A 24,982-nucleotide genomic window follows, 5' to 3' on the forward strand; every position below is an offset into this window, starting at 1 on the left:
GCAGAGCATTTGTCGGCCGGATAAGGCGCCATCCCGTCTGTCAGTTGATAGCGAAGTAACTGGTATTCAGCATCAAATCCAGCGGCTGAGCCTGCGAAATAATATCGCCATAAATCATATCAATGCCGATGCCGGAAAGGGTATCCATCATCAGCGGCTGATGGGTCGGCCCGGCAATGCTCTTTATGCCAAGGCGCTGGGCGTGACCCTGAATAATGGTCACCATCATCTCGTCCATCAGATTACCGTGAACGTTGGTCACCAGTTCCGGATCGAGCATCAGGTAATCGACCATATTCGGGCTGAGGCGGTTAAAAATATCCAGATCGTGCCCGATACGGCTGAGAATAATGCGGCAACCCGCCTGGCGCAGCCGCTTCAGATTGTCGGGCAGGGTGTTATCTTCACGCATCAGCGCATCGGCGTGCACCACCAGATGCAACAGCCGGGCCGATAGCGGGCCGCTTTCCAGCAGTTCGAGCAGCTCATTCACCAGCGTTGTACTGGAGAGCCCGGCCACGGAAAGCGGCAGAGCAACGCCGAGCCCTTTACCTGCAATCGCAGTGGCGTGGTTACGGAAAAACTCATGGAATACGCGGCGGTCGAGCGCGCGGATCAGTTCGGGTTCGCTAAGGTTGGAACGGAATACGTGCTCCTCCATCACTTCACCTTCGCTGGTCCACAAACGCAGGGAGAGTAGCCAGAAGTTGCAGGCCTCCGGCACGCGCGGCGACGCCACGCCGCGGGCAATCAGCAGCAGATGATTGTCTCTGATCATGTGCCACTGTTCATCCAGCGACAGCATGTTGCGCTCATGCTGCATCTGGTCTTGCTGCGGTTCGTACACGGTCACGATCCCGCGCCCATTATTTTTGGAGGCGTAACAGGCGATATCCGCCTGCGACATCACTTCGGAAGCCTGATAGTTAGTTTCATCTATCAGCGAAATTCCGGCGCTGGCGCCGATGCGGTGCAAACGGCCTTCCCACGTAAAGTGGTAGTCATTGATGGCTTCAACAATACGCCCGGAAATATAGCGTGCGCTCTCGACATTGCAGTCCGGCAGCAGTAAACCGAACTCATCGCCGCCAAGGCGGGCAAGAATATCGGTCGAGCGCAACATGCTGAGCATCAGCGACGCGATCTCGCGCAGCAGGGCGTCACCTGCCGCGTGCCCGGCGGTATCGTTGACGGCTTTAAAGCGGTCAAGATCGATAAACACCAGCGCATGACGCTGGTGGAATTCCTGTACTGTCAGCAACAGACGTTTGAGATGGTTTTCAAAACTGACCCGGTTCGCCAGATGGGTCAGCGCATCGTGCGAAGCGCTGTAGCTCAACTGCCGCAGCATTTTGCGGGATTCTGTGACATCCTGAATTACCAGCACAGAGCCGATATGTTGCCCATCCAGCGTGCTGAGCGGGGTTACGCTGTAGTGAATGTCGAAGCTGCCGCCGGTGCGGCAGTGCAGTACCACATCCTGTTCAATGGCCGAACGCGACATATCACCGCTGTGGATGTTTTCCATCAGCGGACCATTATCACCAAAGGTGATGCGCAGCACCGTCAGCAACGGCTGGCCGATAGCCTGTTCCTGCATCCAGCCGCTCATTTTTTCCGCTACCGGGTTCATAAAAGTGACGTTCATCTCTACATCGGTACAAAGCACCGCTTCGCCGATGGAATCCAGTGTGATGTGCAGACGCTCTTTTTCCTGGAACAGCGCATCGTTCAACTGCTTAACTTCTGTCATATCCATATTGACGCCGAGCAGGCGTTCGACTTCGCCATGCTTGTTCAGCACGCGGTTCGCCAGCGCGCGAATATGGCGAATACCGCCTTTGACGCTAATGCGGAACTCCAGTTTGAAGGCCATGCGCGCCGCCAGCCCGTCGCGGATAATGCGTTCGGCCTCCGGCCTGTCTTCCGGTAACACGCGCTCGAACCACAATTGCCATGTCGGTTTCGTGTGGGGAGGCACTTCGTACATCTCGAACATGCGCTTGTCCCAACTGATAATGTCCGGCTCAAGCTCCCACTCCCAGATGCCAATCCCGCCCGCTTCGTTCGCCAGCGTGATGCGCTCCATCAGGCGCTTGTTAACCCACTCGGTCTGCTTCAGATCGTTAATATCTTCGACCTGGGCGATAAAGTAGAGCGGAGTGCCATCTGTGTGGCGGACAACGGAAACTGCCATCAGCGCCCATACCAGCTCGCCGCTGCGCGTGTAATAGCGTTTTTCCATGGAGTAACTAGAGATGTCGCCGCGTACCAGTTGCTCAAGCTGTTCCAGATCGCTGTTTAAATCTTCCGGGCAGGTGAGCTGCTGGAAGGTCATCTGCTGTAGTTCTTCCTGGCTGTAGCCGAGGAACTGGCATAACGCTTTGTTGGCCTGTAACCACTGTCCTTCGGTGCTCACCAGCGCCATCCCGATGGCGGAATACTCCATCGCATTGCGAAAACGCTCTTCGCTTTCAATAATGTGTTTGCGCTCGGCGCGAAAGGCATACATCACCATCGTCATGACGTTCGCTGGCAGCAGGATCATCAGGAACGGCAGCCACGGCGCATTCATCATCACGTTGTTTTTCGGCATGGTGATGAGAGAGGGATCATCTGCAATCATCAGCGAGACCATCATGATGGTAATCAGAAAGACGAGAAAGGCTTCAACCCGCGGTAGACGCACGGCGCTCCACATCAGCAGTACAATAACCGCAGTAAACGGCCAAGGCAGATAGTGCAGCGCCAGCCAGCTTAGCCCGAGCGTGACAGAGAGCGTAACGAGTGTTTCCAGCAGCAGCTGAGGTTTACGGTGACGCAACAGGTAGTGCGGTTTAAACAGCAGGCCGAGCGGCACCAGCGCCAGTGCGCCGATGGATTCCGACAGCACCCAGACCAGAAAAGTACGCAGAATATTGTCGCCAGGCACCAGCAGACAAACCAGCACGCCGCCGACCAGCGGCGGGATAATCGCGCTGCCGACGGCCAGACGCAGCCAGTCGCCGAGATTTTGCAGTGGGTTATACCAGGGCAACAATTTGCGCAGCAGCACCGCGCCTATTGCGGCCTCGATAACATTGACGACAGTGTAACGTAGATCGACTGCGCTGGCCGATAAGAGCATGGCTGACGCCGCGACATTGCCCAGCACACAGACCAGCGCGATGCCCGGCCACATCCGCCCGGCGTGGCGGTAAAATCCCACCATAATGATGGCGGTGGGAAACCACAGCGGCGCGATAACGGTGCCAAAACGGATAAGCTCCAGCGAGAAGAGCGTAAAGATGAAAGAGAGCAGCCCTAAACTGAGAAGTCGCAGCCCAGGATGTGGGGTGGTAACCAAAACGCGCTGGTGTTGTTTCTTCATTACCGCTTTATCCGCAACCCTGTGACGCCCGGAACCGCGCCCGGAGAGTGAAATTTGAATTTTGGATTATGCTAGTACAAACAATTTACAATTCCTATGCCGGGCGCTCATAATTTGACATCATAATGTTATTAATTACTTAGTCAGTAATAAAAACACATCCGCCGGGTTAATTTTGCGCGTTTTAATGGGTGACAGGTCAGCCTGACGGGCAAAAGCGAGCCGCTTTTTACCTTCCCGGTTTCCGCTAAGGATTCGGCTGGTATCACGACGGTGAAATCCCTATAATTGCCGCGTTTGACGCTTCGGCGTCGTCCTTCCTTTACTCCAGGTTAATCAGGTCGCTAAATTTATGACTGATCAGTCTCATCAGTGCGTCATCATCGGCATCGCCGGCGCATCTGCTTCAGGTAAAAGTCTTATCGCCAGCACGCTGTATCGTGAACTGCGCGAGCAGGTGGGTGATGAACACATTGGCGTTATTCCAGAAGACAGCTACTACAAAGATCAAAGCCATCTGTCGATGGAAGAGCGTGTAAAAACCAACTATGACCACCCCAGTGCAATGGATCATAGTCTGTTATTCCAGCATTTGCAGTCGCTCAAGCGCGGCGAAGCCATTGAGTTACCGGTGTACAGCTATGTGGAACATACGCGCACTAAAGAAACGATCCGCATTGAAGCGAAAAAAGTGATCATCCTGGAAGGGATCCTGTTGCTGACTGATTCACGCCTGCGCGATGAGATGAATTTCTCCATTTTCGTTGATACGCCGCTGGATATCTGCCTGATGCGCCGCATCAAGCGCGACGTTAACGAGCGTGGCCGTTCAATGGACTCGGTTATGGCGCAATATCAAAAAACCGTGCGTCCGATGTTCCTGCAATTTATTGAACCCTCCAAGCAGTACGCCGACATCATCGTGCCGCGCGGCGGTAAAAACCGCATCGCCATCGATATCCTGAAAGCCAAAATCAGCCAGTTTTTTGAATAATACATGTTAGGCTATAGCACTGAGTGTTAAGTCCGGCCCCTGATTTCTCAGGGGCGTGTCGCACTATTAAGGAGAATGCGCCATGCGTCTTTGTGACCGCGATATTGAAGCCTGGCTGAATGATGGCCGGCTTGCTATTAACCCGCGTCCGCCGGTAGAACGGATTAACGGGGCGACGGTGGATGTCCGCCTCGGCAATAAATTCCGCACGTTCAGCGGACACACGGCGGCGTTTATCGATCTCAGCGGCCCGAAGCATGAAGTCAGCGCGGCGCTTGATCGGGTAATGAGCGACGAGATTGTGCTCGATGAAGGCGAGGCGTTTTTCCTGCATCCGGGCGAACTGGCGCTGGCGGTGACCTATGAATCTGTTACCTTGCCAGCCGATCTGGTTGGCTGGCTGGACGGGCGCTCTTCCCTCGCACGTCTGGGGTTGATGGTGCACGTGACCGCGCACCGCATTGATCCCGGCTGGTCGGGCTGTATCGTGCTGGAGTTCTATAATTCAGGCAAGCTGCCGCTGGCGCTGCGACCGGGCATGCTGATTGGTGCCCTGAGCTTTGAGCCGCTCTCCGGGCCGGCCGATCGTCCATACAATCGACGTGAAGATGCGAAGTATCGCGATCAGCAAGGCGCGGTTGCCAGCCGCATTGATAAAGACTGACTGATCTCCATTGAGGATGTGATGAGAAGAGCGTTAACAACACTGATGATTTTGCTGGTCGTGCTGGTTGCCGGCCTTTCGGCATTAGTGTTACTGGTCAATCCGAACGATTTCCGCGCTTACATGGTGCGCCAGGTGGAGGCGCGGAGCGTCTATCAGCTACAGCTTGATGGCCCGCTGCGCTGGCACGTCTGGCCGCAGCTTAGCATCCTCTCTGGCCGCGTTACGTTAACGGCCCCCGGCGCGGAAATGCCGGTGGTGAAAGCCGATAATATGCGTCTTGATGTCAACCTGTGGCCGCTGCTGTCGCACCAGTTACAGGTGAAACAGGTGATGCTGAAGGGTGCGGTGATCCAGCTCACTCCGCAAAGCGAAGCGGCACCGGAAAAAAATGCGCCGGTAGCGCCGCATGGCAACTCGTTGCCGCAGATAGAATCAGATCGCGGCTGGTCATGGGATATTGCCCGTTTACAGGTTGTGGATAGCCTGCTGGTCTTCCAGCGCGGCACCGATGAACCGGTGACGGTACGCGATATTCGTCTGCAAATGGAGCAGGATGCGCAATATCAGGCAACGCTGGATTTCTCCGGGCGGGTTAACCGCAATCAGCGCGACCTGACGATTTCATTTAACGCGAAAGTGGATGCGCGCGACTATCCGCGTAATGTCAGCGCCGCTATCGATAAGTTGCAGTGGCAGCTTCAGGGTGGCGATACGCCGCCGAAGGGCATTAGCGGGGCGGGCACGCTGCAAGCGCAGTGGCAAGGTGTGGCGCAGCGGCTGACGCTGAATGATGTCAGTCTGAGCGCGAATGACAGCGCCTTTACCGGCAAGGGAAGCGTAACGTTTGGTACACAGCCAGTCTGGGCGCTCGATGTGCAGTTCGACAATCTCAATCTGGATAACTTGCTGCCGCCGGAAGTGACGCTGAGCGGTGACGGCGCGACGCCACAGGGACAGGAACAAAACCGCCTGCCGCGCCCGGTGATTTCCAGCGGGGCGGATACGCCGCAGTACAACGAACTGCGCGATTTTACGGCGCAAATCGGCATCACCGCGAAAAACGTACGCTGGCGCGGTATGCAGTTTGCCGATGTCAGCGGCCAGTTCAGCAATAATGCCGGTTTGCTGGCTATCCCGACGTTGCAGGGCAAAATGGGTAGCGGGCAAATATCATTGCCTGGCACGCTGGATGTGCGCGGCAAGCAGCCTCATGCTGAATTCCAGCCGCGGCTGGAGGGCATTGAGATTGGCAATATCCTGAAAGCGTTTAACTACCCGATTGCGCTGACCGGCAGCCTGACCATGGCTGGCGATTTCAGCGGTCCGGATATCGATGCCGCATCTTTCCGCCGCGACTGGCAGGGGGAGGCGCACATCGAACTGAAAAACAGTCGTATGGAAGGGCTTAACTTCCAGCAACTGGTGCAACAGGCGGTGGCGCGCAGCAGCGATGTACAGGCGAAAGATAATTTTGATAGCGCCACCCGGCTGGATAATTTCAGCGCCGAGCTGTCGCTGGATAACGGGCAAATGACCTTCAGCGATATGCAGGGTAGCTCCGCGCTGCTGGCGCTCACCGGGGAAGGCAAGATGGATCTGGTGCAGGAGCAGGCTGATACACGCTTCAATGTCCGGGTGCTGGAAGGGTGGGAAGGTGATAGCGCGCTGATCGACTACCTGAAAGCAACGCCGATCCCACTGCGCGTTTACGGTAAATGGCAGGCTCTCAACTATAGCCTGCAAGTGGACCAGGTGTTGCGTAAACATTTGCAGGACGAAGCGAAACGTCGTCTCAACGACTGGGCCGATCGTAATAAAGACTCGCAAAACAGCAAAGACCTGAAAAAGCTGCTTGAGAAGATGTAACTATCCGGCCAGTTTGGCCGGATAAACAACGGCGCTGCCAGGCTATAAAATGCCTTCCAGCGCCAGATATTGCAGCAGCATAATGGTCTTGCCGTCGGCAATATCGCCCGTACGGATTGCTGCCAGCGCGGTGGCAAAATCCATCTCCACCACTTCAATATCCTCTCCCTCTTCGATCACGCCACCACCGTTTCCGGTGCGTTTGCTGTCATCGTATTCGGCAATAAAAAAGTGCAGTTTTTCACTGACGGAGCCGGGGCTCATCCACGCCGCGAACACTTTCTGCACCTGTTCCAGCCGGTAGCCGGTCTCTTCTTCCGCTTCGTGACGGATGCGCTCCTCAGGTTCAAGCTCATCCAGAAGACCTGCGGCCGCTTCCAGCAAAAAGCCGTGGTGCTGGTTGACGAAAAGCGGTAAGCGAAACTGTCGGGTGAGGATCACGCTCCGCTTGCTGCGGTTATATAGCAGGATCACCGCGCCATTACCGCGGTCATACACCTCGCGGGTCTGGCGCTGCCACCCACCGTCATGACGGCGGTAATCAAAGGTGTATTTGGTCAGTTTTCCCCAGTCTTCAGCGAGGGGCATCGACGCAATAATGCGTATTTGTGCATTTTCAGATGACATATCAGCTCCTGTGCGGGTAAGATAGCAGCATAGCGTGCACATTCGTGCATGATCAAGATATTTCGTGCAAAAGGAGTAACGCGATGCTCACCCCACAACGTAAGCAATTGATCCTCAGCCAGCTTGCTGAAGAAGGGCAGGTACTGTCGAAGGCACTCAGTGAACGGTTTGGCATCTCGGAAGATACCGTGCGGCGGGATCTGCGTGAGCTGGCTGCGGAGGGGTTGTTACAGCGTGTGCACGGCGGCGCACTGCCATCTTCCGCCGCTACGGTGACATTTGCCGAGCGGCAACATTTGCAATCGGACGCCAAGCGGCGGATCGCGCAGAAAGGCGCGCAGCTCGTCTCAGCAGGGCAGGTGGTTATGATTGATGGCGGTACAACGACCTCTGAACTGATTACGCATTTCCCGCAGGATTTACGCATTACCGTGGTAACACACAGCCCCAGTATCGCCGTTGGGCTGGCACAGCATCCGCTGATTGACGTGGTGATGATCGGTGGCCATCTCTACAAACATTCGATCGTCAACGTTGGCGCAGGCGCGCTGGAATCTATTAGCCGGATACGCGCTGACCTCTTTTTTATGGGGGTGACCGGTGTACATGTGGAAGCGGGTCTCAGCACCGGAGATTTTGAGGAGTCGCGTATCAAGCGTGCGCTGGCCGACAGGGCGGCAGAGACCGTGGTTCTGGCCTCGCCGGAGAAACTGAACAGCGCATCGCCGTGGGTGATCGGCGATATCTCGCTTATCAACACGCTGGTGGTGGACGCGCAGACGGACGATCGCCTGCTGGCCCCGTTCAGCCAGCGTGGGGTGACGGTGGTTAAAGCGTAGCCCTTTACACTTCGTAGTCCGGATCTTCGTCACGCGTCAGCGGAATGATTTGCACCTTCTGCACGCGGTGGCTCTCGACTTCCAGGGTTTTTAGCAGAACATCGCCCACCTGTACCTCTTCGCCAGGTTTGGGGATCCGCTGCAGGTACTCCATCAGCAGGCCGGCAATGGTGTGGTAGTCGCGCTTCTCATCCAGCGGCAGCGCGATGTACTGCACCAGATCCTCCAGCGGCATATGGCCATTGGCCGTCCAGCTACCATCGCTGTTTTTCTGAATATCGTGGCGGGCATCGATCTCTTCCACTTCGTTCGGCAGATTCCCGGCGATGGTCTCCATCACATCACTGAGAGTGACAATGCCTTCCACGGAACCAAACTCATCGACCACGAAAGCGAAGTGGGTGCGGGCATTGCGGAACTGCTCCAGCGCCTGCAACAGCGGCAACGCTTCCGGGAACACCAGTGGCTGACGGATTAGCGCCTTGAGATCCAGCGGTTCGCCGCGCAGGGATTGTTGCAGCAGATCGAGCACATGAACAACGCCAAGCAGATCCTCTTCAGCATCGCCGCCCGTAACCACCACGCGCGTATGCTGGTTTTTATCCAGCAGGGCGCGGATCTCTGCTTCCGGCGCGCTGAGATCGATATGCTCAATATCGTGGCGCGATGTCATGATGCTGCTGACCGAGCGCTGATTGAGGTTCAGCACCCGCTCAATCATGCGCCGCTCTTGCGGGTTAAAGATCTGGCTGTCGTCGCTATCGCGCAGCATCGAGGCGGTATCGGCATCCAGTTCAGCATCCTCTTTCCGCCCGCTGAGCAGGCGCATCACCGTTTCGGTTGTGCGCTGGCGTAGCGTCTGGTTGGCGGAGAGAAAACGACGGCGATTAAAGATAGCCAGCTGGTTCAGCGCTTCAATCATCACCGAGAAACCAATTGCGGCGTACAGATAACCTTTCGGAATATGAAAACCGAAACCATCAGCCACCAGGCTAAAACCGATCATCAGCAGGAAACTGAGGCAGAGAATAACAATCGTCGGATGGCTGTTGACGAAGCGCGTCAGCGATTTACTGGCCAACAGCATCAGGGAAATGGCAATCACCACGGCGGCCATCATCACGGCCAGGTGGTCAACCATGCCGACGGCGGTGATTACCGAGTCGAGCGAGAAGACCGCATCCAGCACCACGATCTGGGTGACCACGGCCCAGAATTTCGCGCCACGCCGCTGCGTTGGATTGTCGCTGTCTTTGCCTTCCAGGCGCTCATTCAGTTCCACCGTTGCTTTAAACAGCAGAAACAGGCCGCCGAGCAGCATAATCAGATCGCGCGCGCTGAAGCTTAAGCCGCGCACCGTAAACAGAGGATTGGTGAGTGTCACCAGCCAGGAGATTGAGGCCAGCAAAAGCAGACGCATTAACATCGCCAGCAGCAGCCCGGTCACACGGGCGCGATCGCGCTGCGCCGCAGGCAATTTTTCCGCAAGAATCGCAATAAAAACCAGGTTATCAATACCGAGTACCAGCTCGATCACTACCAGCGTGACCAGCCCGGCCCAGATTGATGGATCGGCAATCCATTCCATCGTAAACGTAACACCTTCTGTGATATGACAATTGTCACAGTGCGATCATGGATAAAGCTGGATGAAATTGCAATGCCAGCCTGCGATTATTCTTAATTTATTGGATATGGGTAATATGTATAAATTCAATTTCCTTATTGTTACTGTGATTAATTATAAGTGAAAAATTAGCAAATTAGGATATTTCGCATAAGTAATTCCATATACAAAGATTGTCAATATACGGTTAGTCTTAAAATTCGAAAAGTTTGTTCTTAAACTTATTCTTAAAAATATGTTTATCAGGGTTGGTGCCTTGCCTGCTATTCGCTTAGCTGCAACAATTCTCCCTGCATCACTCAAATATACTAACGATGTTATTTTCGTCATCGTTATTCGTTACAAATTCGATTCCTGCCGTATTTTTTCTGGTCTGCGGTTCATTGCAACCTGAAGGCCTTTAAGGGATAACTATCAATGAGTTAGAGATGTTCAGTGAATTGGTAACTGAAAGCCAGGGGCGGTAGCGTGCCTGTGGGTATGTCAATCAGCCTGGATTATTCTGTAATCGCATGTGGTTGAATAAACGCTTTTTAGGATTGATGCCAGTTATATTCTTTTGTAATTAACTGCATTCTGATTCTGTGTACAACTTGAGCGCTTATATAAATCGCACAGGATAATTACTCTGCCAAAGTGATAATTAATCAATGATGAAATCTAAAATGAAATTGATGCCATTATTGGTGTCCATAAGCATGATGAGTGGCTGCACTGTTTTCCCCGGTAGCAATATGACTACGATGGGAAAGGATGTGATTAAACAGCAGGATGCAGACTTTGATTTAGACCGCATGGTGAATGTTTATCCTTTAACACCACGTCTGATTGAACAATTGCGCCCGCGTGTTAATGTCGCTCAACCAAATATGTCCCTCGACAGTGAAATTGCGGCTTACCAGTATCGTGTAGGGCCAGGGGATGTATTGAATGTCACCGTTTGGGATCACCCGGAATTAACCACGCCAGCGGGTCAATATCGTAGCTCCAGCGACACAGGCAACTGGGTGCAGCCTGATGGCACCATGTTTTATCCCTATGTCGGGAAAGTAAAGGTGGTGGGGAAAACCCTCGCCGAGATCCGCAGTGATATTACCAGCCGTTTAGCGACGTACATTGCTGACCCGCAGGTGGACGTTAATATCGCCGCATTCCGCTCACAAAAAGCCTATATCTCCGGCCAGGTCCTCAAGTCCGGCCAGCAGGCGATCACCAACGTGCCGCTTACCGTACTGGACGCTATCAACGCGGCGGGCGGGCTGACCGACAACGCCGACTGGCGCAATGTAGTGCTCACGCACGAGGGAAAAGAGCAGCGCATTTCGCTCCAGGCCCTGATGCAGAATGGCGACCTCAGCCAGAACCGCCTGCTTTATCCGGGCGATATCCTCTTTGTACCGCGTAATGACGATCTGAAAGTATTCGTGATGGGCGAAGTGAAAAAACAGAGCACGCTCAAAATGGACTTCAGCGGCATGACGCTGACGGAAGCCCTTGGCCAGGCCGAAGGTATCGACCTGACGACCTCCAACGCCAGCGGCATCTTCGTTATCCGTCCGTTGAAAGGCGGCGAGAGCGATCGCAGCGGCAAGATTGCCAATATCTACCAGCTTGATATGTCGGACGCCACCTCTCTGGTGATGGCGACGAATTTCCGACTCCAGCCGTATGACGTGGTGTACGTCACGACTGCGCCGGTGGCGCGCTGGAATCGTCTTATCAACCAGTTGTTGCCGACAATCAGTGGCGTTCGCTACATGACCAACACGGCCAACGATATCCAAAACTTGCAATGACTATGTTCAACAAAATTCTGGTGGTTTGTGTGGGGAACATTTGTCGTTCCCCAACAGCAGAGCGACTGCTGAAAAAATACCAGCCCGGATTAACAGTGGCATCGGCAGGGCTGGGCGCGCTGGTCGGACGTGGCGCGGATGCTAACGCGGTGAGCGTAGCGGCAGACAATCAACTTTCTCTGGAGGGACATTGCGCGCGGCAGGTTTCCGGTGCCATGTGTCGTGAATATGACCTGATTCTGGTCATGGAAAAACGCCACATCGCCAGCCTGTGTGAGATTGCTCCGGAGATGCGCGGCAAGGTCATGTTATTTGGCCACTGGGATAACGAACGAGAAATTCCCGACCCGTATCGTAAAAGTCGTGAAGCTTTTGAAGCCGTTTACACCTTACTTGACCAGTCTGCCCGCCAGTGGGCGCAGGCATTGCAAGCTCAGCAGGGATAATAATGACAGAGAAAACACACCATTCGCATTCTGCTGCCCCGGTGGTGGGCAATGACGAAATCGATATTGGCCGTTTGCTCGGCACTATCATTGAAGCTCGCTGGTGGGTACTGGGCATCACCTCGGTGTTTGCACTGATCGCGGTTGTCTACTGCCTGTTTGCGACACCCATTTACAGCGCCGATTCACTGGTGCAAATCGAACAAAACACCGGCAGTTCACTGGTGCAGGATATCAGCAGCGCCCTGGCGAACAAGCCACCGGCGTCAGATGCAGAAATCCAGCTTATTCAGTCGCGTCTGGTGCTGGGCAAAACCGTTGAGGATCTGGATCTCGACATCTCCGTGGTGAAAAACACCTTCCCGCTGTTCGGTACCGGCTGGGAGCGGCTGATGGGGCGGCAGAACGAGACGGTGAAAGTCACCACCTTTACGTTGCCTGCCGGGATGAATCAGCAGACCTTTACGCTGAAAGTACTGAGCCCAAAACAGTATCAGTTAACCAGCGATGGCGGTTTTGAGGCGCGAGGTGAAGTCGGCAAGTTGTTGAGCAAACAGGGCGTGACCATGATGGTCAGCGACATTCTTGCCTCGAATGACTCCGAGTTTACCGTCACTAAATTCTCCACGCTGGGGATGATTAACAACCTGCAAAACAACCTGACGGTGGTGGAGAACGGTAAAGATACCGGGGTGCTCAGCCTGACGTATACCGGTGAAGACCGCGATCAGATCCGCGCTATTTTGAACAGCATTACCCGTAATTACCTTGAGCAAAATATCGAGCGTAAATCCGAGGAAGCGGCGAAGAGCCTGGTATTCCTTGATAAACAGCTGCCGGAAGTGCGCCACAATCTGGATATCGCAGAAGATAAGCTCAACACCTATCGCCAGACCAAAGACTCTGTCGATCTGCCGCTGGAAGCCAAATCGGTGCTCGATTCGATGGTCAACATCGACTCGCAGTTGAACGAACTGACTTTCCGCGAAGCGGAAATCTCCAAGTTGTACACCAAAGCTCACCCGGCGTACCGCACGCTGCTGGAAAAACGCAAAGCGCTGGAAGATGAAAAAGCGAAGCTGAATAACCGCATTACCGCGATGCCGCAAACGCAACAGGAAATTGTTCGCCTGACGCGTGATGTCGAATCCGGCCAGCAGGTTTATATGCAACTGCTGAATAAACAGCAGGAGCTGCGGATTACCCAGGCCAGTACCGTGGGCGATGTGCGTATTGTTGACCCGGCGATCACCCAGCCTGGCGTGCTGAAGCCGAAGAAAGCGTTGATCATTCTCGGCAGTATTATTCTTGGCCTGATTGTTTCCGTGGTTGGCGTTCTGCTGCGCTCGCTGTTCAATCGTGGCGTGGAAAGCCCGCAGATCCTCGAAGAGCACGGTATCAGCGTGTATGCCAGCATCCCGCTTTCCGAATGGCAGAAAGCGCGGGATAGCGTCAAAACCGTTAAAGGCGTGAAGCGCTATAAGCAGAGCCAGTTGTTGGCGGTGGGTAACCCGACGGATCTGGCGATTGAAGCGGTGCGCAGTCTGCGTACCAGCCTGCACTTCGCCATGATGCAGTCCACGAATAATGTGCTGATGATGACCGGGGTCAGCCCCTCCATTGGTAAAACCTTTGTCTGCGCCAACCTCGCAGCAGTGATCAGCCAGACGAACAAACGTGTGCTGCTGATCGACTGTGACATGCGCAAAGGCTACACCCACGAACTGCTGGGCACCGATAACATTAATGGTTTATCCGATGTGCTGGCCGGAAAAGGGTCGGTTGAGAATTGCGCCAAGCCGACCTCCATCGGCAACTTCGATCTGGTTCCGCGCGGCCAGGTGCCGCCGAATCCGTCCGAATTGTTGATGAGCGAACGCTTTACGCAACTGGTGAAATGGGCCAGCAGTCACTATGACCTGGTGCTGATCGACACCCCGCCAATTCTGGCGGTGACGGATGCGGCGATTGTTGGTCGCCATGCCGGCACCACGCTGATGGTGGCTCGCTACGCCGTGAACACCCTGAAAGAGATCCAGACCAGCCTGAGTCGCTTTGAACAGAACGGCATTGAGGTTAAGGGCGTGATCCTGAACTCGATTTTCCGCCGCGCGACCGGCTATCAGGATTACGGCTACTACGAATACGAATACAAGTCCGATTCGAAATAACCAGTCCCTCACTTCAATCTTTAGCACGAACTGCTCTCCCTCCGTCCGGGGGGAGGGCAGACGTGGGGGCGAACGTGGCATGTTGAACGCATTAGGGATCGCATCATGAGCACAACAGCAAACCCATTAATTTCTATCTATATGCCAACCTGGAACCGGCAACAGCTGGCGATCCGCGCCATTAAATCGGTGCTGCGCCAGGATTACCCGCACTGGGAAATGATCGTGGTGGACGACTGTTCCGACGCGTATGAACAACTGCAGCAGTTTGTTGAGGAGCTGGGTGATTCGCGCGTGAGCTATACGCGCAACCCCTATAACTCGGGTGCCTGCGCGGTACGTAACCAAGCGATTTTACAGGCGCAGGGGCAGTACATTACCGGCATTGACGACGACGATGAATGGACGCCGAACCGGCTGTCGGTTTTTCTGGCGCACAAACATCTGCTTAACACTCGTGCGTTTCTCTATGCCAATGATTATCTCTGCCAGGGCGAGGTTTATGCGCAACCGACCAGTCTGCCGCTGTATCCGAAATCCCCGTTCTCGCGCAAGCTGTTCTGGAAGCGCAACATCGTCGGCAACCAGGTCTTTACCTGGGCCTGGCGCTTCAAAGAGAGCTTGTTCGACACGCAACTGAAAGCGGCGCAGGATTACGATATTTTCCTGCGCATGGTGGATGAGTATGGCGAACCGTGGAAGATTGAAGAAGCCACGCAGATCCTGCACGTTAATCACGGCGAAATGCAAATCACCTCGTCGCCGAAGAAATTCTCTGGCTACTTCCACTTTTATCGGAAGCATAAAAACAAGTTCGATCGCGCCAGTAAAAAATATCAGTTGTTTACGCTGTATCAGATCCGCAATAAGCGCATGACCTGGCGCACGCTGCTGACGTTGTTCTCGCTGCGTAACGGTAAACGACTGGCTGACGGGCTGCGGGGGAAATAATGCGACTGGAAGATTTTCGCGCAAACCACTGGAGTTTGCGCCCCTGCTGCATGGTTGCGGCCTACCGTATTGCCCACTTTTGCTCCGTGTGGCGCAAGAAACATGTCATCAACAACCTGTGGGCTGCGCCTGCGATCCTGCTCTATCGCTTTGTCACCGAGTGTCTGTTTGGCTACGAAATCCAGGCTGCTGCGACCATCGGGCGCCGTTTCACTATCCATCACGGCTACGCGGTGGTGATCAATAAAAATGTGGTCGCGGGTGATGATTTCACGATTCGCCACGCCGTTACCATTGGTAATCGTGGTGCCGATAATCTGGCCTGCCCGGTGATTGGCAACAATGTCGAGCTGGGCGCGAATGTGGTGATCATTGGCGACATTACTATTGGCAACAATGTCACTATCGGCGCGGGAAGCGTCGTACTCGACAGCATCCCCGATAACGCGCTGGTAGTGGGTGAGAAAGCGCGCGTGAAGGTGATCAAATGAATATTTTACAGTTCAATGTCCGCCTTGCCGAAGGCGGCGCTGCGGGCGTGGCGCTGGATTTGCACCAGCGCGCGCTGCAGAAGGGCATGCAGTCACGTTTTATTTATGGCTACGGCAAAGGCGGGAAAAAAAGTGTCAGTCACGATAACTATCCGCAGGTTTACAAGCAGACGCCGCGTCTGACTTCCATCGCTAATCTCGCGCTGTTCCGCCTGTTTAACCGCGATGTTTTTGGCAATCTGAATAACCTTTATCGCACCGTCACCCGCACGCAAGGGCCGGTGGTGCTGCACTTTCACGTGATGCACAGCTACTGGCTGAACCTTGATGAACTGGTGGCGTTCTGCCAGAAAGTGAAAGCGCACAAACCTGATGTCACGCTGGTCTGGACGCTGCACGATCACTGGAGCGTAACCGGGCGCTGCGCCTTTACCGACGGCTGCGAAGGCTGGAAAGAGAATTGCCGCAAATGCCCGACGCTGAGCAACTATCCGCCGGTGAAGGTGGATCGCGCGCATCAACTGGTCAACCGCAAGCGCCAGTTGTTTAACGATATGCTGGCGCTGGGCTGCCAGTTTATCTCTCCAAGCCAGCATGTGGCGGACGCTTTTAACAGCCTCTATGGCGCAGGGCGCTGCAACATTATTAATAACGGTATCGATGTCGCCACCGAGGCGATACTGGCTGAACTCGCGCCGGTAAAAGCTACCGAAGGGAAACCGAAAATCGCCGTCGTTGCCCATGATCTGCGCTATGACGGTAAAACCAACCAGCAACTGGTGCGCGACATCATGGCGCTGGGTGATCGCGTAGAACTGCATACCTTTGGCAAGTTTTCGCCGTTTGAGGGGCAAAACGTTGTCAACCACGGCTTTCTGACTGACAAGCGCCAATTGATGAGTGAACTCAATCAGATGGATGCGCTGGTCTTCTCATCCCGGGTGGATAACTACCCGTTGATCCTCTGCGAAGCGCTCTCCATTGGCGTGCCGGTGATTGCCACCCACAGCGATGCGGCGCGCGAAGTATTGCAGAAATCCGGCGGTAAAACCTTTGCCGAACAGGAGGTGCTGCCGCTGGTGCAGTGCCGTAAAGCAGAAATTGCACAGGCGGTGTTTGGCGAAAGCCTCGACGCATTTCGTGCGCGCAGCCGCCAGGCCTACAGTGGACAACAGATGCTGGAGGAATATGTCTCGTTCTATCAGAGTCTGTAGTTACCTGCTGCTGCCGGTAATTTACCTGCTGGTTAACGTGAAGATCATGCAGCTCGGTGAGAGTTTCCCGATCACTATCGTGACGTTTTTGCCGCTGCTGCTGTTGCTCTACCTCGACAAAATCAATCTGAAAAAGTTGATGATTGCGCTGGGGGCAGGAGCCGGGTTAACGCTGTTTAACTTTATTTTTGGTAAATCGCTGGATGCCAGCAAATATGTCACTTCAACCATGCTGTTTGTTTACATTGTGGTCATTGTTGGCATGGTGTGGAGCATCCGCTTTAAAACCATATCACCCCATAATTACCGCAAGATTTTGCGATTCTTCTATGTGGTCGTGGCAATGGTGGTGATGCTTGCAGCGATGGAAATGGCTCAGATTATTCTCACCGGCGGAAGTAGTTTGATGGAGAGTATTTCTAAATACCTCATCTACAGCAACAGTTACGTGCTGAATTTTATCAAGTTCGGCGGTAAGCGTACTACCGCGTTATATTTCGAACCGGCATTCTTCGCTCTGGCATTAATCTCAATTTGGCTCAGTATCAAACAGTTTGGTATCAAAACGCCGAAGACCGATGCTATGATTTTGGCAGGGATAGTACTTTCGGGATCGTTCTCTGGGGTAATGACTTTTATCCTGTTTTATTTGCTGGAGTGGGCATTCCAGTATCTGAACAAAGAGGCGATACGTAAAAAGTTGCCGCTGGCAATTATTTCACTTGCTGTGTTTATTGTCGGTGTGGTGTTTGCTTTCCCCTATATTGCAGAACGAATCGGCGATTTAGGGACAGAAGGTTCTTCTTCTTATTACCGTATTATCGGTCCGCTGGTGATGGTGGGATATTCACTGACCAATATTGATGGGGTAGTAAGATTTGGCTCACTTTATGAATATGTCGCATCATTCGGAATCTTTAACGGTGCAGATGTCGGGAAAACAATAGACAATGGGTTGTATCTGCTGATCATTTATTTCTCATGGTTCGCAGTATTGCTGACAGGATGGTATTTGTTCAAAGTTGGGAAAATGATGGTAAATGCCTTTGGCAATAATCAGAATTTTCGCGTACAGCTTTACCTGTTTACGCCTATATCGTTGTTTTTTACGGGGTCAATTTTTAGCCCGGAATATGCGTTTTTAATTGTTTGTCCGTTTATTCTGCGTAAAGCGCTGAATATCGTGAATTCATGAAAAGGTGGGTCATATGCTGCTAAGTGTTATTACTGTCGCGTTTCGCAATTATGAAGGTGTGATGAAGACCTGGCAGTCTCTGGCTCACCTGGCGAAAGCGCAGAATATCGAATTCGAATGGATTGTCGTTGACGGCGGCTCGCAGGATGGTACTGCGGAATTTCTGAAAAGTCTCAACGGACAATACAATTTACGTTTTATCAGCGAGCGTGACAAAGGCATTTATGATGCCATGAATAAAGGCATTGACATGGCGACGGGACGCTATGCGTTGTTTTTGAATTCCGGCGATATTTTCCATGAGGAAATTGTGGATGTTGTTCGCCAGTTAGATGAAGAAAACGAAAACGCCATGTATATTGGCGATGCGCTGCTGGATTTTGGCGACGGTAACAAATTACGCCGTAGCGCCAAACATGGCTGGTATATTTACCACAGCTTGCCGGCCAGCCATCAGGCTATATTTTTCCCGGTGAATGGTCTTAAAACATACCCCTACGATCTGCAGTTTAAAGTCTCTTCCGATTACGCATTAGCGGCCAGAATGTTTAAAGCCGGTTTTCCTTTCAAGCGTTTGAAAGGGCTGGTATCTGAATTTTCGATGGGCGGCGTATCTACCTCTAATAACGTTGAATTATGTCAGGATGCCCGCAAAGTTCAGCGCACGATATTACGAGTCCCGGGTTTTTGGGCGCAATTGTCATATATATTGCGCCTGCGGACGACTGGCAAAGCAAAGGCCTTATATAACAAAGCATAACGCTCAAATATAGGGAAAAAAGATGCAGGATTTACAAGGATTCTCCGTGCCGAAAGGCTTTCGGGGCGGCAATGCTATTAAGGTTCAACTGTGGTGGGCGGTACAGGCGACATTATTTGCCTGGTCTCCACAGGTGCTGTATCGCTGGCGTGCATTCCTCTTGCGTTTATTTGGCGCAAAGGTTGGTAAGGGCGTGGTTATTCGCCCATCGGTAAAGATTACCTACCCGTGGAAATTAACATTAGGCGATTACAGTTGGGTCGGTGATGACGCGGTGTTGTACACCCTTGGCGATATCACCATCGGCGCAAATTCCGTGGTTTCACAGAAATGTTATTTGTGCACCGGCAGTCACGATTATCAGAGCGCGCACTTCGATATTAATGCGACGCCAATCGTGATTGGTGAGAAGTGCTGGCTGGCGACGGATGTTTTTGTCGCGCCAGGCGTCTCCATCGGCGACGGGACGGTAGTCGGTGCGCGCAGCAGTGTTTTTAAATCGCTTCCGGCAAATGCAATTTGCCGTGGCAATCCCGCAGTGGTGACGCGCGAACGCGTTGAAAAGGTAACTCCCTAACAGGGACTATTGAGGAAAATAAATTATGTCTAAAGTCGCTCTCATCACCGGCGTAACCGGGCAAGATGGCTCTTATCTGGCAGAACTGCTTCTGGAAAAAGGCTATGAAGTTCATGGTATTAAACGCCGTGCTTCCTCATTCAATACCGAGCGTGTGGATCACATCTATCAGGATCCGCACACCTGCAATCCGAAGTTCCATCTGCACTACGGCGACCTGACGGATACATCCAACCTGACCCGTATTCTGCAGGAAGTTCAACCGGATGAAGTCTACAACCTGGGCGCGATGAGCCACGTGGCCGTGTCGTTTGAGTCCCCGGAATACACCGCCGACGTGGATGCGATGGGTACGCTGCGTCTGCTGGAAGCGATTCGCTTCCTCGGCCTTGAGAAGAAAACCCGTTTCTATCAGGCATCAACCTCTGAACTGTATGGTCTGGTGCAGGAAATTCCGCAGAAAGAGACCACGCCGTTCTACCCGCGTTCTCCGTATGCAGTTGCCAAACTTTACGCCTACTGGATCACCGTCAACTACCGCGAATCTTATGGCATGTATGCCTGCAACGGCATTCTGTTCAACCATGAATCTCCGCGTCGCGGCGAAACCTTCGTAACCCGTAAAATCACTCGTGCGATCGCCAACATTGCTCAGGGTCTGGAATCCTGCCTGTATCTCGGCAACATGGACTCCCTGCGTGACTGGGGCCATGCGAAAGACTACGTGAGAATGCAGTGGATGATGCTGCAACAGGAAAAACCGGAAGACTTCGTTATCGCCACCGGCGTGCAGTACTCCGTGCGTCAGTTCGTCGAAATGGCGGCAGCGCAACTGGGTATCAAACTGCGCTTTGAAGGCACCGGCGTAGAAGAGAAGGGCATTGTGGTTTCTGTGACCGGCCATGACGCACCGGGCGTGAAACCGGGTGATGTAATCGTCGCCGTTGACCCGCGCTACTTCCGTCCTGCGGAAGTGGAAACCCTGCTGGGCGATCCGACCAAAGCACACGAAAAACTGGGCTGGAAACCGGAAACGACGCTGCAGGAGATGGTCTCCGAGATGGTGGCGAAAGATCTGGAAGCAGCGAAAAAACACTCACTGCTTAAAGCCCACGGTTACGAGGTTGCCATCGCGCTGGAGTCTTAAGCATGACCAAACAACGTATTTTCGTGGCTGGCCATCGCGGGATGGTGGGATCAGCCATTGTTCGCCAGCTCGAACAACGTGCGGATGTTGAACTGGTACTGCGCTCCCGTGAAGAGCTGAACCTGCTGGATTCTGCTGCTGTCGATGCTTTTTTCGCCAGCAACGCTATCGATCAGGTTTACCTGGCGGCGGCAAAAGTGGGCGGTATTGTGGCGAACAATACCTACCCGGCGGACTTCATCTACGAAAACATGATGATTGAGAGCAACATCATTCACGCAGCGCATAAGCATGACGTGAACAAGCTGTTGTTCCTTGGTTCGTCCTGCATCTACCCGAAACTGGCGCACCAACCGATCGCGGAAAGTGAACTGTTGCAGGGGACGCTGGAGCCGACCAACGAGCCGTACGCGATTGCCAAGATCGCCGGTATCAAACTGTGCGAATCCTACAACCGCCAGTATGACCGCGACTACCGCTCGGTGATGCCAACCAACCTGTATGGTCCGCACGACAACTTCCACCCGAGCAATTCGCACGTGATTCCGGCGCTGCTGCGCCGCTTCCACGAAGCGACGCAGGAGAACGCTCCGGACGTGGTGGTGTGGGGAAGCGGCACGCCGATGCGTGAATTCCTGCACGTGGACGATATGGCGGCAGCCAGCATCCATGTTCAGGAGCTGGCGCGCGAAGTGTGGCAAGAGAACACCGAACCGATGCTGTCGCATATCAACGTCGGCACCGGTGTGGATTGCACGATTCGCGAACTGGCGCAGACCGTGGCCAGCGTTGTCGGCTACAAAGGCCGCGTGGTGTTTGACGCCACCAAGCCGGACGGTACGCCGCGCAAATTGCTGGATGTGACGCGTCTGCATCAGCTTGGCTGGTATCACGAGATCTCACTGGAAGCAGGGCTTGCGAGCACCTACCAGTGGTTCCTTGAAAACCAGCACCGGTTCCGGGGGTAGGCATGTTTTTGAGTCAGGAAGATTTTGCCACGGTGGTGCGCTCCACCCCGCTGATTTCCATCGATTTGATCGTGGAAAACTCACGCGGCGAGTTTTTGCTCGGCAAGCGCACTAACCGTCCGGCCCAGGGATACTGGTTTGTGCCGGGCGGACGCGTGCAAAAGGACGAGCCGCTGGCGGCCGCTTTCGAGCGGCTGACCCTGGCGGAACTGGGGCTGCGCCTGCCGATGTCTGCAGGCGAGTTTTACGGCGTCTGGCAGCACTTCTATGACGATAATTTCTCCGGTAGCGATTTTTCTACCCACTACATTGTGCTGGGTTTCCGCCTGCGCGTGGACGAGCAGACGCTCGCGCTGCCGCCGGATCAGCACAATGACTATCGCTGGGGGACGCCGGAGTCGCTGATTGCCGACCCGCTGGTGCATGACAACAGCCGCGCCTATTTCCTCGACGCGCAGGGAGTACCGGGCTTATGAAGATCCTGGTCTATGGCATCAACTATTCGCCGGAGCTGACCGGGATCGGTAAGTACACCGGCGAAATGGTGGAATGGATGGCCCGTCAGGGCCATGAAGTGCGCGTGATCACCGCGCCGCCTTACTATCCGGAATGGAAAGTCGGCGATCACTACAGCGCCTGGCGCTGGCGTAAAGAGCAGGGTGCCGCCACGGTGTGGCGTTGCCCACTGTATGTGCCAAAACAGCCATCGACCCTGAAGCGTTTACTGCATCTGGGCAGTTTTGCCCTCAGCAGTTTTTTCCCGCTGATGGCGCAGCGTAGCTGGAAGCCGGACCGCATTATCGGCGTGGTGCCAACGCTGTTTTGCACGCCGGGGATGCGCCTGCTGGCGAAACTGAGCGGCGCGAAAACCGTGCTGCATATTCAGGATTATGAAGTGGACGCCATGCTCGGTCTGGGGATGGCGGGTAAAGGTAAAAGCGGCCGCGTGGCGAAGCTGGCGACCGCGTTTGAACGCAGCAATCTGTATAACGTCGATAACGTCTCCACCATCTCTCGCTCAATGATGAATAAAGCGCGCGAGAAAGGGGTGGACGCCGACAAAATCATCTTCTTCCCGAACTGGTCGGAAGTGGCGCGTTTTCGCGATGTCAGCGAAGCAAATGTTGCAGAACTGCGCCGCAACCTCGGTCTGCCGGATGACAAAAAAATCATTCTTTACTCCGGCAACATCGGCGAGAAGCAGGGGCTGGAAAACGTCATTGAAGCCGCTGCGCAGTTACACACCCATCCGTGGCTGTTTGTCATTGTCGGTCAGGGTGGTGGAAAGGCGCGGCTGGAAAAACAGGTTAGTGAACGTGGCCTGAATAACGTGATTTTCTTCCCGTTGCAGCCGTACGACGCGCTGCCGGCGCTGCTGAAAATGGGCGATTGCCATCTGGTTATCCAGAAACGCGGCGCGGCCGATGCGGTATTGCCGTCAAAGCTGACCAACATTCTGGCGGTGGGCGGTAATGCAGTCATCACTGCCGAAGAGAGCACTGAGCTTGGGCAACTCTGCCGGGCAGAGCCTGGCATTGCGGTCTGCGTGGAACCGGAATCGGTCGAGGCGCTGACCTGGGGCATTGAGCGCGCGCTGGCGCTGCCCAAAAACAACACGGTGGCACGTGAATATGCCGAACGCACGCTCGAAAAAGAGAGCGTATTAAACCAGTTTATTGCTGATATCAGCCCGGAAAGTTCCGTGAAGCCCGTACACGCCCGCGAAAGCGCGCAGCACGAAGGCCGCCTGAATTTTGACGGGAATGGGGATAAATCATGAGTCAAACACAACTCTATCCGGTAGTGATGGCCGGAGGCTCCGGAAGCCGTCTGTGGCCGTTGTCCCGCGTGCTTTACCCTAAACAGTTTCTCTGCCTGAAGGGCGATCTCACCATGTTGCAGACCACCGTCTGCCGCCTGAATGGTGTCGAGTGTGAAAGCCCGGTGGTGATTTGTAATGAACAACATCGCTTTATCGTCGCCGAGCAGCTGCGTCAACTGCACAAGCTGACCGAGAACATCATTCTCGAACCGGCTGGCCGTAATACCGCCCCGGCGATTGCGCTGGCGGCGCTGGCGATAAAACGCCACAACCCGGACAGCGATCCGCTGATGCTGGTGCTGGCGGCCGACCATGTGATCCAGAACGAAGAGGCGTTTCGCGCCTCGGTTCGCGACGCTATTCCATATGCGCAGAGCGGCAAACTGGTGACCTTCGGCATCGTGCCGGATCTGCCGGAAACGGGCTATGGCTATATTCGCCGCGGCGGCGTCTGCGCTGGTCAGGCCGATTCCGTTGCCTTCGAGGTGGCGCAGTTTGTTGAAAAACCGAATCTGGAAACCGCGCAGGGTTACGTTGCCAGCGGCGAATATTACTGGAACAGCGGTATGTTCCTCTTCCGCGCCGGTCGCTTCCTTGAAGAACTGAATAAATATCGCCCGGATATTTTGTGCGCCTGCGAACAGGCAATGCAGGCCGCCGATCCGGATATGGATTTTGTCCGCGTTGACGAAGAAGCCTTCCTCGCTTGCCCGGAAGAGTCGATTGACTATGCGGTAATGGAACGCACGGCGGATGCGGTGGTGGTGCCGATGGATGCCGGCTGGAGCGATGTCGGCTCCTGGTCTTCGCTGTGGGAAATCAGCCAGCACACGCCGGAGGGAAACGTCCATCACGGCGACGTCATCAGCCATAACACCCAAAACAGCTACGTGTATGCGGAGTCCGGGCTGGTCACGACCGTCGGCGTTAAAGATCTGGTGGTGGTACAGACCAAAGATGCGGTGCTGATTGCCGATCGCAATCAGGTGCAGGATGTGAAAAAAGTGGTGGAGAAAATCAAAGCCGACGGACGTCACGAGCACCATATCCATCGTGAAGTTTACCGCCCCTGGGGCAAATATGACTCCATTGATACCGGCGAACGCTACCAGGTGAAACGCATCACCGTGAAGCCGGGTGAGGGGCTCTCCGTTCAGATGCATCATCACCGTGCAGAGCACTGGGTAGTGGTGGCGGGAACGGCGAAAGTGACCATCAATGATGAAGTGAAATTACTCGGTGAGAATGAATCAATCTATATCCCGCTTGGCGCGCGCCACTGTCTGGAAAACCCCGGGAAAATTCCGCTCGATCTGATTGAAGTTCGTTCGGGTTCGTACCTGGAAGAAGATGACATCGTACGCTTTGCGGATCGCTACGGGCGAGTTTAAAAGCCAGTGCCGGACGCGGTGTTAACCGTCCGGCAGAAAAAACAAACGAATCAATAACAAATG

21 protein-coding genes are annotated in these 24,982 nt (G+C 54.1%); 18 read left to right on the forward strand and 3 right to left on the reverse strand.

The window, feature by feature from the left end; translation table 11 throughout:
- Positions 1 to 40: 40 nt before the first annotated feature.
- Positions 41 to 3,370, reverse strand: coding sequence for a diguanylate cyclase (locus AWR26_RS08905; protein WP_064565085.1), 3,330 nt, complete (start codon positions 3,368 to 3,370; stop codon positions 41 to 43).
- A 352-nt stretch (positions 3,371 to 3,722) separates the two neighbouring features.
- Between AWR26_RS08905 and udk the strand changes: the two genes are divergently transcribed.
- From udk to asmA, 3 genes are all read left to right on the forward strand, one after another.
- A complete protein-coding gene (gene udk, locus AWR26_RS08910) occupies positions 3,723 to 4,364 on the forward strand; it encodes a uridine kinase (protein ID WP_007371245.1) in 642 nt (213 codons plus the stop codon).
- A gap of 82 nt (positions 4,365 to 4,446) precedes the next feature.
- Complete coding sequence (dcd, locus tag AWR26_RS08915; RefSeq protein ID WP_007371246.1) at positions 4,447 to 5,028, forward strand: dCTP deaminase; 582 nt, start codon at positions 4,447 to 4,449, stop codon at positions 5,026 to 5,028.
- Between the two features lie 21 nt (positions 5,029 to 5,049).
- Positions 5,050 to 6,897, forward strand: coding sequence for an outer membrane assembly protein AsmA (gene asmA, locus AWR26_RS08920; protein WP_064565088.1), 1,848 nt, complete (start codon positions 5,050 to 5,052; stop codon positions 6,895 to 6,897).
- A 42-nt stretch (positions 6,898 to 6,939) separates the two neighbouring features.
- Here asmA and AWR26_RS08925 read toward each other — a convergent pair whose 3' ends face one another.
- Entirely contained in the window at positions 6,940 to 7,524 is a 585-nt protein-coding gene (locus AWR26_RS08925; protein ID WP_064565089.1) for an NUDIX domain-containing protein, read from the reverse strand.
- 83 nt (positions 7,525 to 7,607) lie between these two features.
- Between AWR26_RS08925 and AWR26_RS08930 the strand changes: the two genes are divergently transcribed.
- Complete coding sequence (locus AWR26_RS08930; RefSeq protein WP_064565091.1) at positions 7,608 to 8,363, forward strand: DeoR/GlpR family DNA-binding transcription regulator; 756 nt, start codon at positions 7,608 to 7,610, stop codon at positions 8,361 to 8,363.
- 4 nt (positions 8,364 to 8,367) lie between these two features.
- Here AWR26_RS08930 and AWR26_RS08935 read toward each other — a convergent pair whose 3' ends face one another.
- Complete coding sequence (locus tag AWR26_RS08935) at positions 8,368 to 9,951, reverse strand: TerC family protein (protein ID WP_064565093.1); 1,584 nt, start codon at positions 9,949 to 9,951, stop codon at positions 8,368 to 8,370.
- Positions 9,952 to 10,640: 689 nt separating this feature from the next.
- Here AWR26_RS08935 and AWR26_RS08940 point away from each other — a divergent pair.
- The 14 genes from AWR26_RS08940 to cpsB all read left to right on the forward strand — a co-directional run bounded on the left by AWR26_RS08940 (position 10,641) and on the right by cpsB (position 24,919).
- Positions 10,641 to 11,786, forward strand: a complete 1,146-nt coding sequence (locus AWR26_RS08940) for a polysaccharide export protein (RefSeq protein WP_064565095.1) — start codon at positions 10,641 to 10,643, stop codon at positions 11,784 to 11,786.
- A gap of 2 nt (positions 11,787 to 11,788) precedes the next feature.
- Positions 11,789 to 12,232: a low molecular weight protein-tyrosine-phosphatase Wzb gene (wzb, locus tag AWR26_RS08945; protein WP_043953033.1), complete on the forward strand. Its 444-nt coding sequence runs from the start codon at positions 11,789 to 11,791 to the stop codon at positions 12,230 to 12,232.
- Positions 12,233 to 12,234: 2 nt separating this feature from the next.
- Positions 12,235 to 14,403, forward strand: coding sequence for a tyrosine-protein kinase Wzc (gene wzc / locus AWR26_RS08950; RefSeq protein WP_064565097.1), 2,169 nt, complete (start codon positions 12,235 to 12,237; stop codon positions 14,401 to 14,403).
- A 105-nt stretch (positions 14,404 to 14,508) separates the two neighbouring features.
- Positions 14,509 to 15,354: a colanic acid biosynthesis glycosyltransferase WcaA gene (gene wcaA, locus AWR26_RS08955; RefSeq protein WP_007371255.1), complete on the forward strand. Its 846-nt coding sequence runs from the start codon at positions 14,509 to 14,511 to the stop codon at positions 15,352 to 15,354.
- The gene (gene wcaB / locus AWR26_RS08960; RefSeq protein ID WP_007371256.1) at positions 15,354 to 15,845 is read left to right on the forward strand and encodes a colanic acid biosynthesis acetyltransferase WcaB; all 492 of its coding nucleotides are present in this window, start codon (positions 15,354 to 15,356) and stop codon (positions 15,843 to 15,845) included. The genes wcaA and wcaB overlap by 1 nt, the downstream gene beginning before the upstream one ends.
- Positions 15,842 to 17,059 carry a colanic acid biosynthesis glycosyltransferase WcaC gene (gene wcaC / locus AWR26_RS08965; protein ID WP_064565099.1) on the forward strand — a complete coding sequence of 406 codons (1,218 nt, stop codon included), beginning with the start codon at positions 15,842 to 15,844 and terminating at the stop codon, positions 17,057 to 17,059. Before wcaB ends, wcaC begins: the two co-directional genes overlap by 4 nt.
- Positions 17,034 to 18,254 carry a colanic acid polymerase WcaD gene (gene wcaD, locus AWR26_RS08970; RefSeq protein WP_043953036.1) on the forward strand — a complete coding sequence of 407 codons (1,221 nt, stop codon included), beginning with the start codon at positions 17,034 to 17,036 and terminating at the stop codon, positions 18,252 to 18,254. The genes wcaC and wcaD overlap by 26 nt, the downstream gene beginning before the upstream one ends.
- 13 nt (positions 18,255 to 18,267) lie before the next feature.
- A complete protein-coding gene (wcaE, locus tag AWR26_RS08975) occupies positions 18,268 to 19,014 on the forward strand; it encodes a colanic acid biosynthesis glycosyltransferase WcaE (protein ID WP_064565101.1) in 747 nt (248 codons plus the stop codon).
- A gap of 22 nt (positions 19,015 to 19,036) precedes the next feature.
- Complete coding sequence (gene wcaF, locus AWR26_RS08980) at positions 19,037 to 19,591, forward strand: colanic acid biosynthesis acetyltransferase WcaF (protein WP_007371260.1); 555 nt, start codon at positions 19,037 to 19,039, stop codon at positions 19,589 to 19,591.
- A gap of 25 nt (positions 19,592 to 19,616) precedes the next feature.
- Entirely contained in the window at positions 19,617 to 20,738 is a 1,122-nt protein-coding gene (gene gmd / locus AWR26_RS08985; RefSeq protein WP_007371261.1) for a GDP-mannose 4,6-dehydratase, read from the forward strand.
- A 2-nt stretch (positions 20,739 to 20,740) separates the two neighbouring features.
- Positions 20,741 to 21,706, forward strand: a complete 966-nt coding sequence (gene fcl / locus AWR26_RS08990) for a GDP-L-fucose synthase (RefSeq protein ID WP_064565103.1) — start codon at positions 20,741 to 20,743, stop codon at positions 21,704 to 21,706.
- Positions 21,707 to 21,708: 2 nt separating this feature from the next.
- A complete protein-coding gene (locus AWR26_RS08995; protein ID WP_007371263.1) occupies positions 21,709 to 22,182 on the forward strand; it encodes a GDP-mannose mannosyl hydrolase in 474 nt (157 codons plus the stop codon).
- Positions 22,179 to 23,486: a colanic acid biosynthesis fucosyltransferase WcaI gene (wcaI, locus tag AWR26_RS09000; protein ID WP_064565105.1), complete on the forward strand. Its 1,308-nt coding sequence runs from the start codon at positions 22,179 to 22,181 to the stop codon at positions 23,484 to 23,486. Before AWR26_RS08995 ends, wcaI begins: the two co-directional genes overlap by 4 nt.
- Positions 23,483 to 24,919 (forward strand): mannose-1-phosphate guanyltransferase, encoded by a 1,437-nt coding sequence (gene cpsB / locus AWR26_RS09005; protein WP_064565107.1) that lies wholly within the window; start codon positions 23,483 to 23,485, stop codon positions 24,917 to 24,919. The genes wcaI and cpsB overlap by 4 nt, the downstream gene beginning before the upstream one ends.
- The last annotated feature ends 63 nt before the right edge of the window (positions 24,920 to 24,982 follow it).

It is taken from the genome of Kosakonia oryzae, assembly GCF_001658025.2.
Taxonomy (GTDB): domain Bacteria; phylum Pseudomonadota; class Gammaproteobacteria; order Enterobacterales; family Enterobacteriaceae; genus Kosakonia; species Kosakonia oryzae.

Bases quoted from the DNA above. Each gene is read 5' to 3' on its own strand.
- cpsB (WP_064565107.1), top strand. From the start codon at position 23,483: ATGAGTCAAACACAACTCTATCCGGTAGTGATGGCCGGAGGCTCCGGA.
- wzb (WP_043953033.1), top strand. From the start codon at position 11,789: ATGTTCAACAAAATTCTGGTGGTTTGTGTGGGGAACATTTGTCGTTCC.
- wcaF (WP_007371260.1), top strand. From the start codon at position 19,037: ATGCAGGATTTACAAGGATTCTCCGTGCCGAAAGGCTTTCGGGGCGGC.
- fcl (WP_064565103.1), top strand. From the start codon at position 20,741: ATGACCAAACAACGTATTTTCGTGGCTGGCCATCGCGGGATGGTGGGA.
- asmA (WP_064565088.1), top strand. From the start codon at position 5,050: ATGAGAAGAGCGTTAACAACACTGATGATTTTGCTGGTCGTGCTGGTT.
- wzc (WP_064565097.1), top strand. From the start codon at position 12,235: ATGACAGAGAAAACACACCATTCGCATTCTGCTGCCCCGGTGGTGGGC.
- AWR26_RS08935 (WP_064565093.1), bottom strand. From the start codon at position 9,951: ATGGAATGGATTGCCGATCCATCAATCTGGGCCGGGCTGGTCACGCTG.
- AWR26_RS08930 (WP_064565091.1), top strand. From the start codon at position 7,608: ATGCTCACCCCACAACGTAAGCAATTGATCCTCAGCCAGCTTGCTGAA.
- wcaI (WP_064565105.1), top strand. From the start codon at position 22,179: ATGAAGATCCTGGTCTATGGCATCAACTATTCGCCGGAGCTGACCGGG.
- wcaD (WP_043953036.1), top strand. From the start codon at position 17,034: ATGTCTCGTTCTATCAGAGTCTGTAGTTACCTGCTGCTGCCGGTAATT.
- AWR26_RS08995 (WP_007371263.1), top strand. From the start codon at position 21,709: ATGTTTTTGAGTCAGGAAGATTTTGCCACGGTGGTGCGCTCCACCCCG.
- dcd (WP_007371246.1), top strand. From the start codon at position 4,447: ATGCGTCTTTGTGACCGCGATATTGAAGCCTGGCTGAATGATGGCCGG.
- AWR26_RS08925 (WP_064565089.1), bottom strand. From the start codon at position 7,524: ATGTCATCTGAAAATGCACAAATACGCATTATTGCGTCGATGCCCCTC.
- wcaE (WP_064565101.1), top strand. From the start codon at position 18,268: ATGCTGCTAAGTGTTATTACTGTCGCGTTTCGCAATTATGAAGGTGTG.
- gmd (WP_007371261.1), top strand. From the start codon at position 19,617: ATGTCTAAAGTCGCTCTCATCACCGGCGTAACCGGGCAAGATGGCTCT.
- udk (WP_007371245.1), top strand. From the start codon at position 3,723: ATGACTGATCAGTCTCATCAGTGCGTCATCATCGGCATCGCCGGCGCA.
- wcaC (WP_064565099.1), top strand. From the start codon at position 15,842: ATGAATATTTTACAGTTCAATGTCCGCCTTGCCGAAGGCGGCGCTGCG.
- wcaA (WP_007371255.1), top strand. From the start codon at position 14,509: ATGAGCACAACAGCAAACCCATTAATTTCTATCTATATGCCAACCTGG.
- AWR26_RS08940 (WP_064565095.1), top strand. From the start codon at position 10,641: ATGATGAAATCTAAAATGAAATTGATGCCATTATTGGTGTCCATAAGC.
- wcaB (WP_007371256.1), top strand. From the start codon at position 15,354: ATGCGACTGGAAGATTTTCGCGCAAACCACTGGAGTTTGCGCCCCTGC.
- AWR26_RS08905 (WP_064565085.1), bottom strand. From the start codon at position 3,370: ATGAAGAAACAACACCAGCGCGTTTTGGTTACCACCCCACATCCTGGG.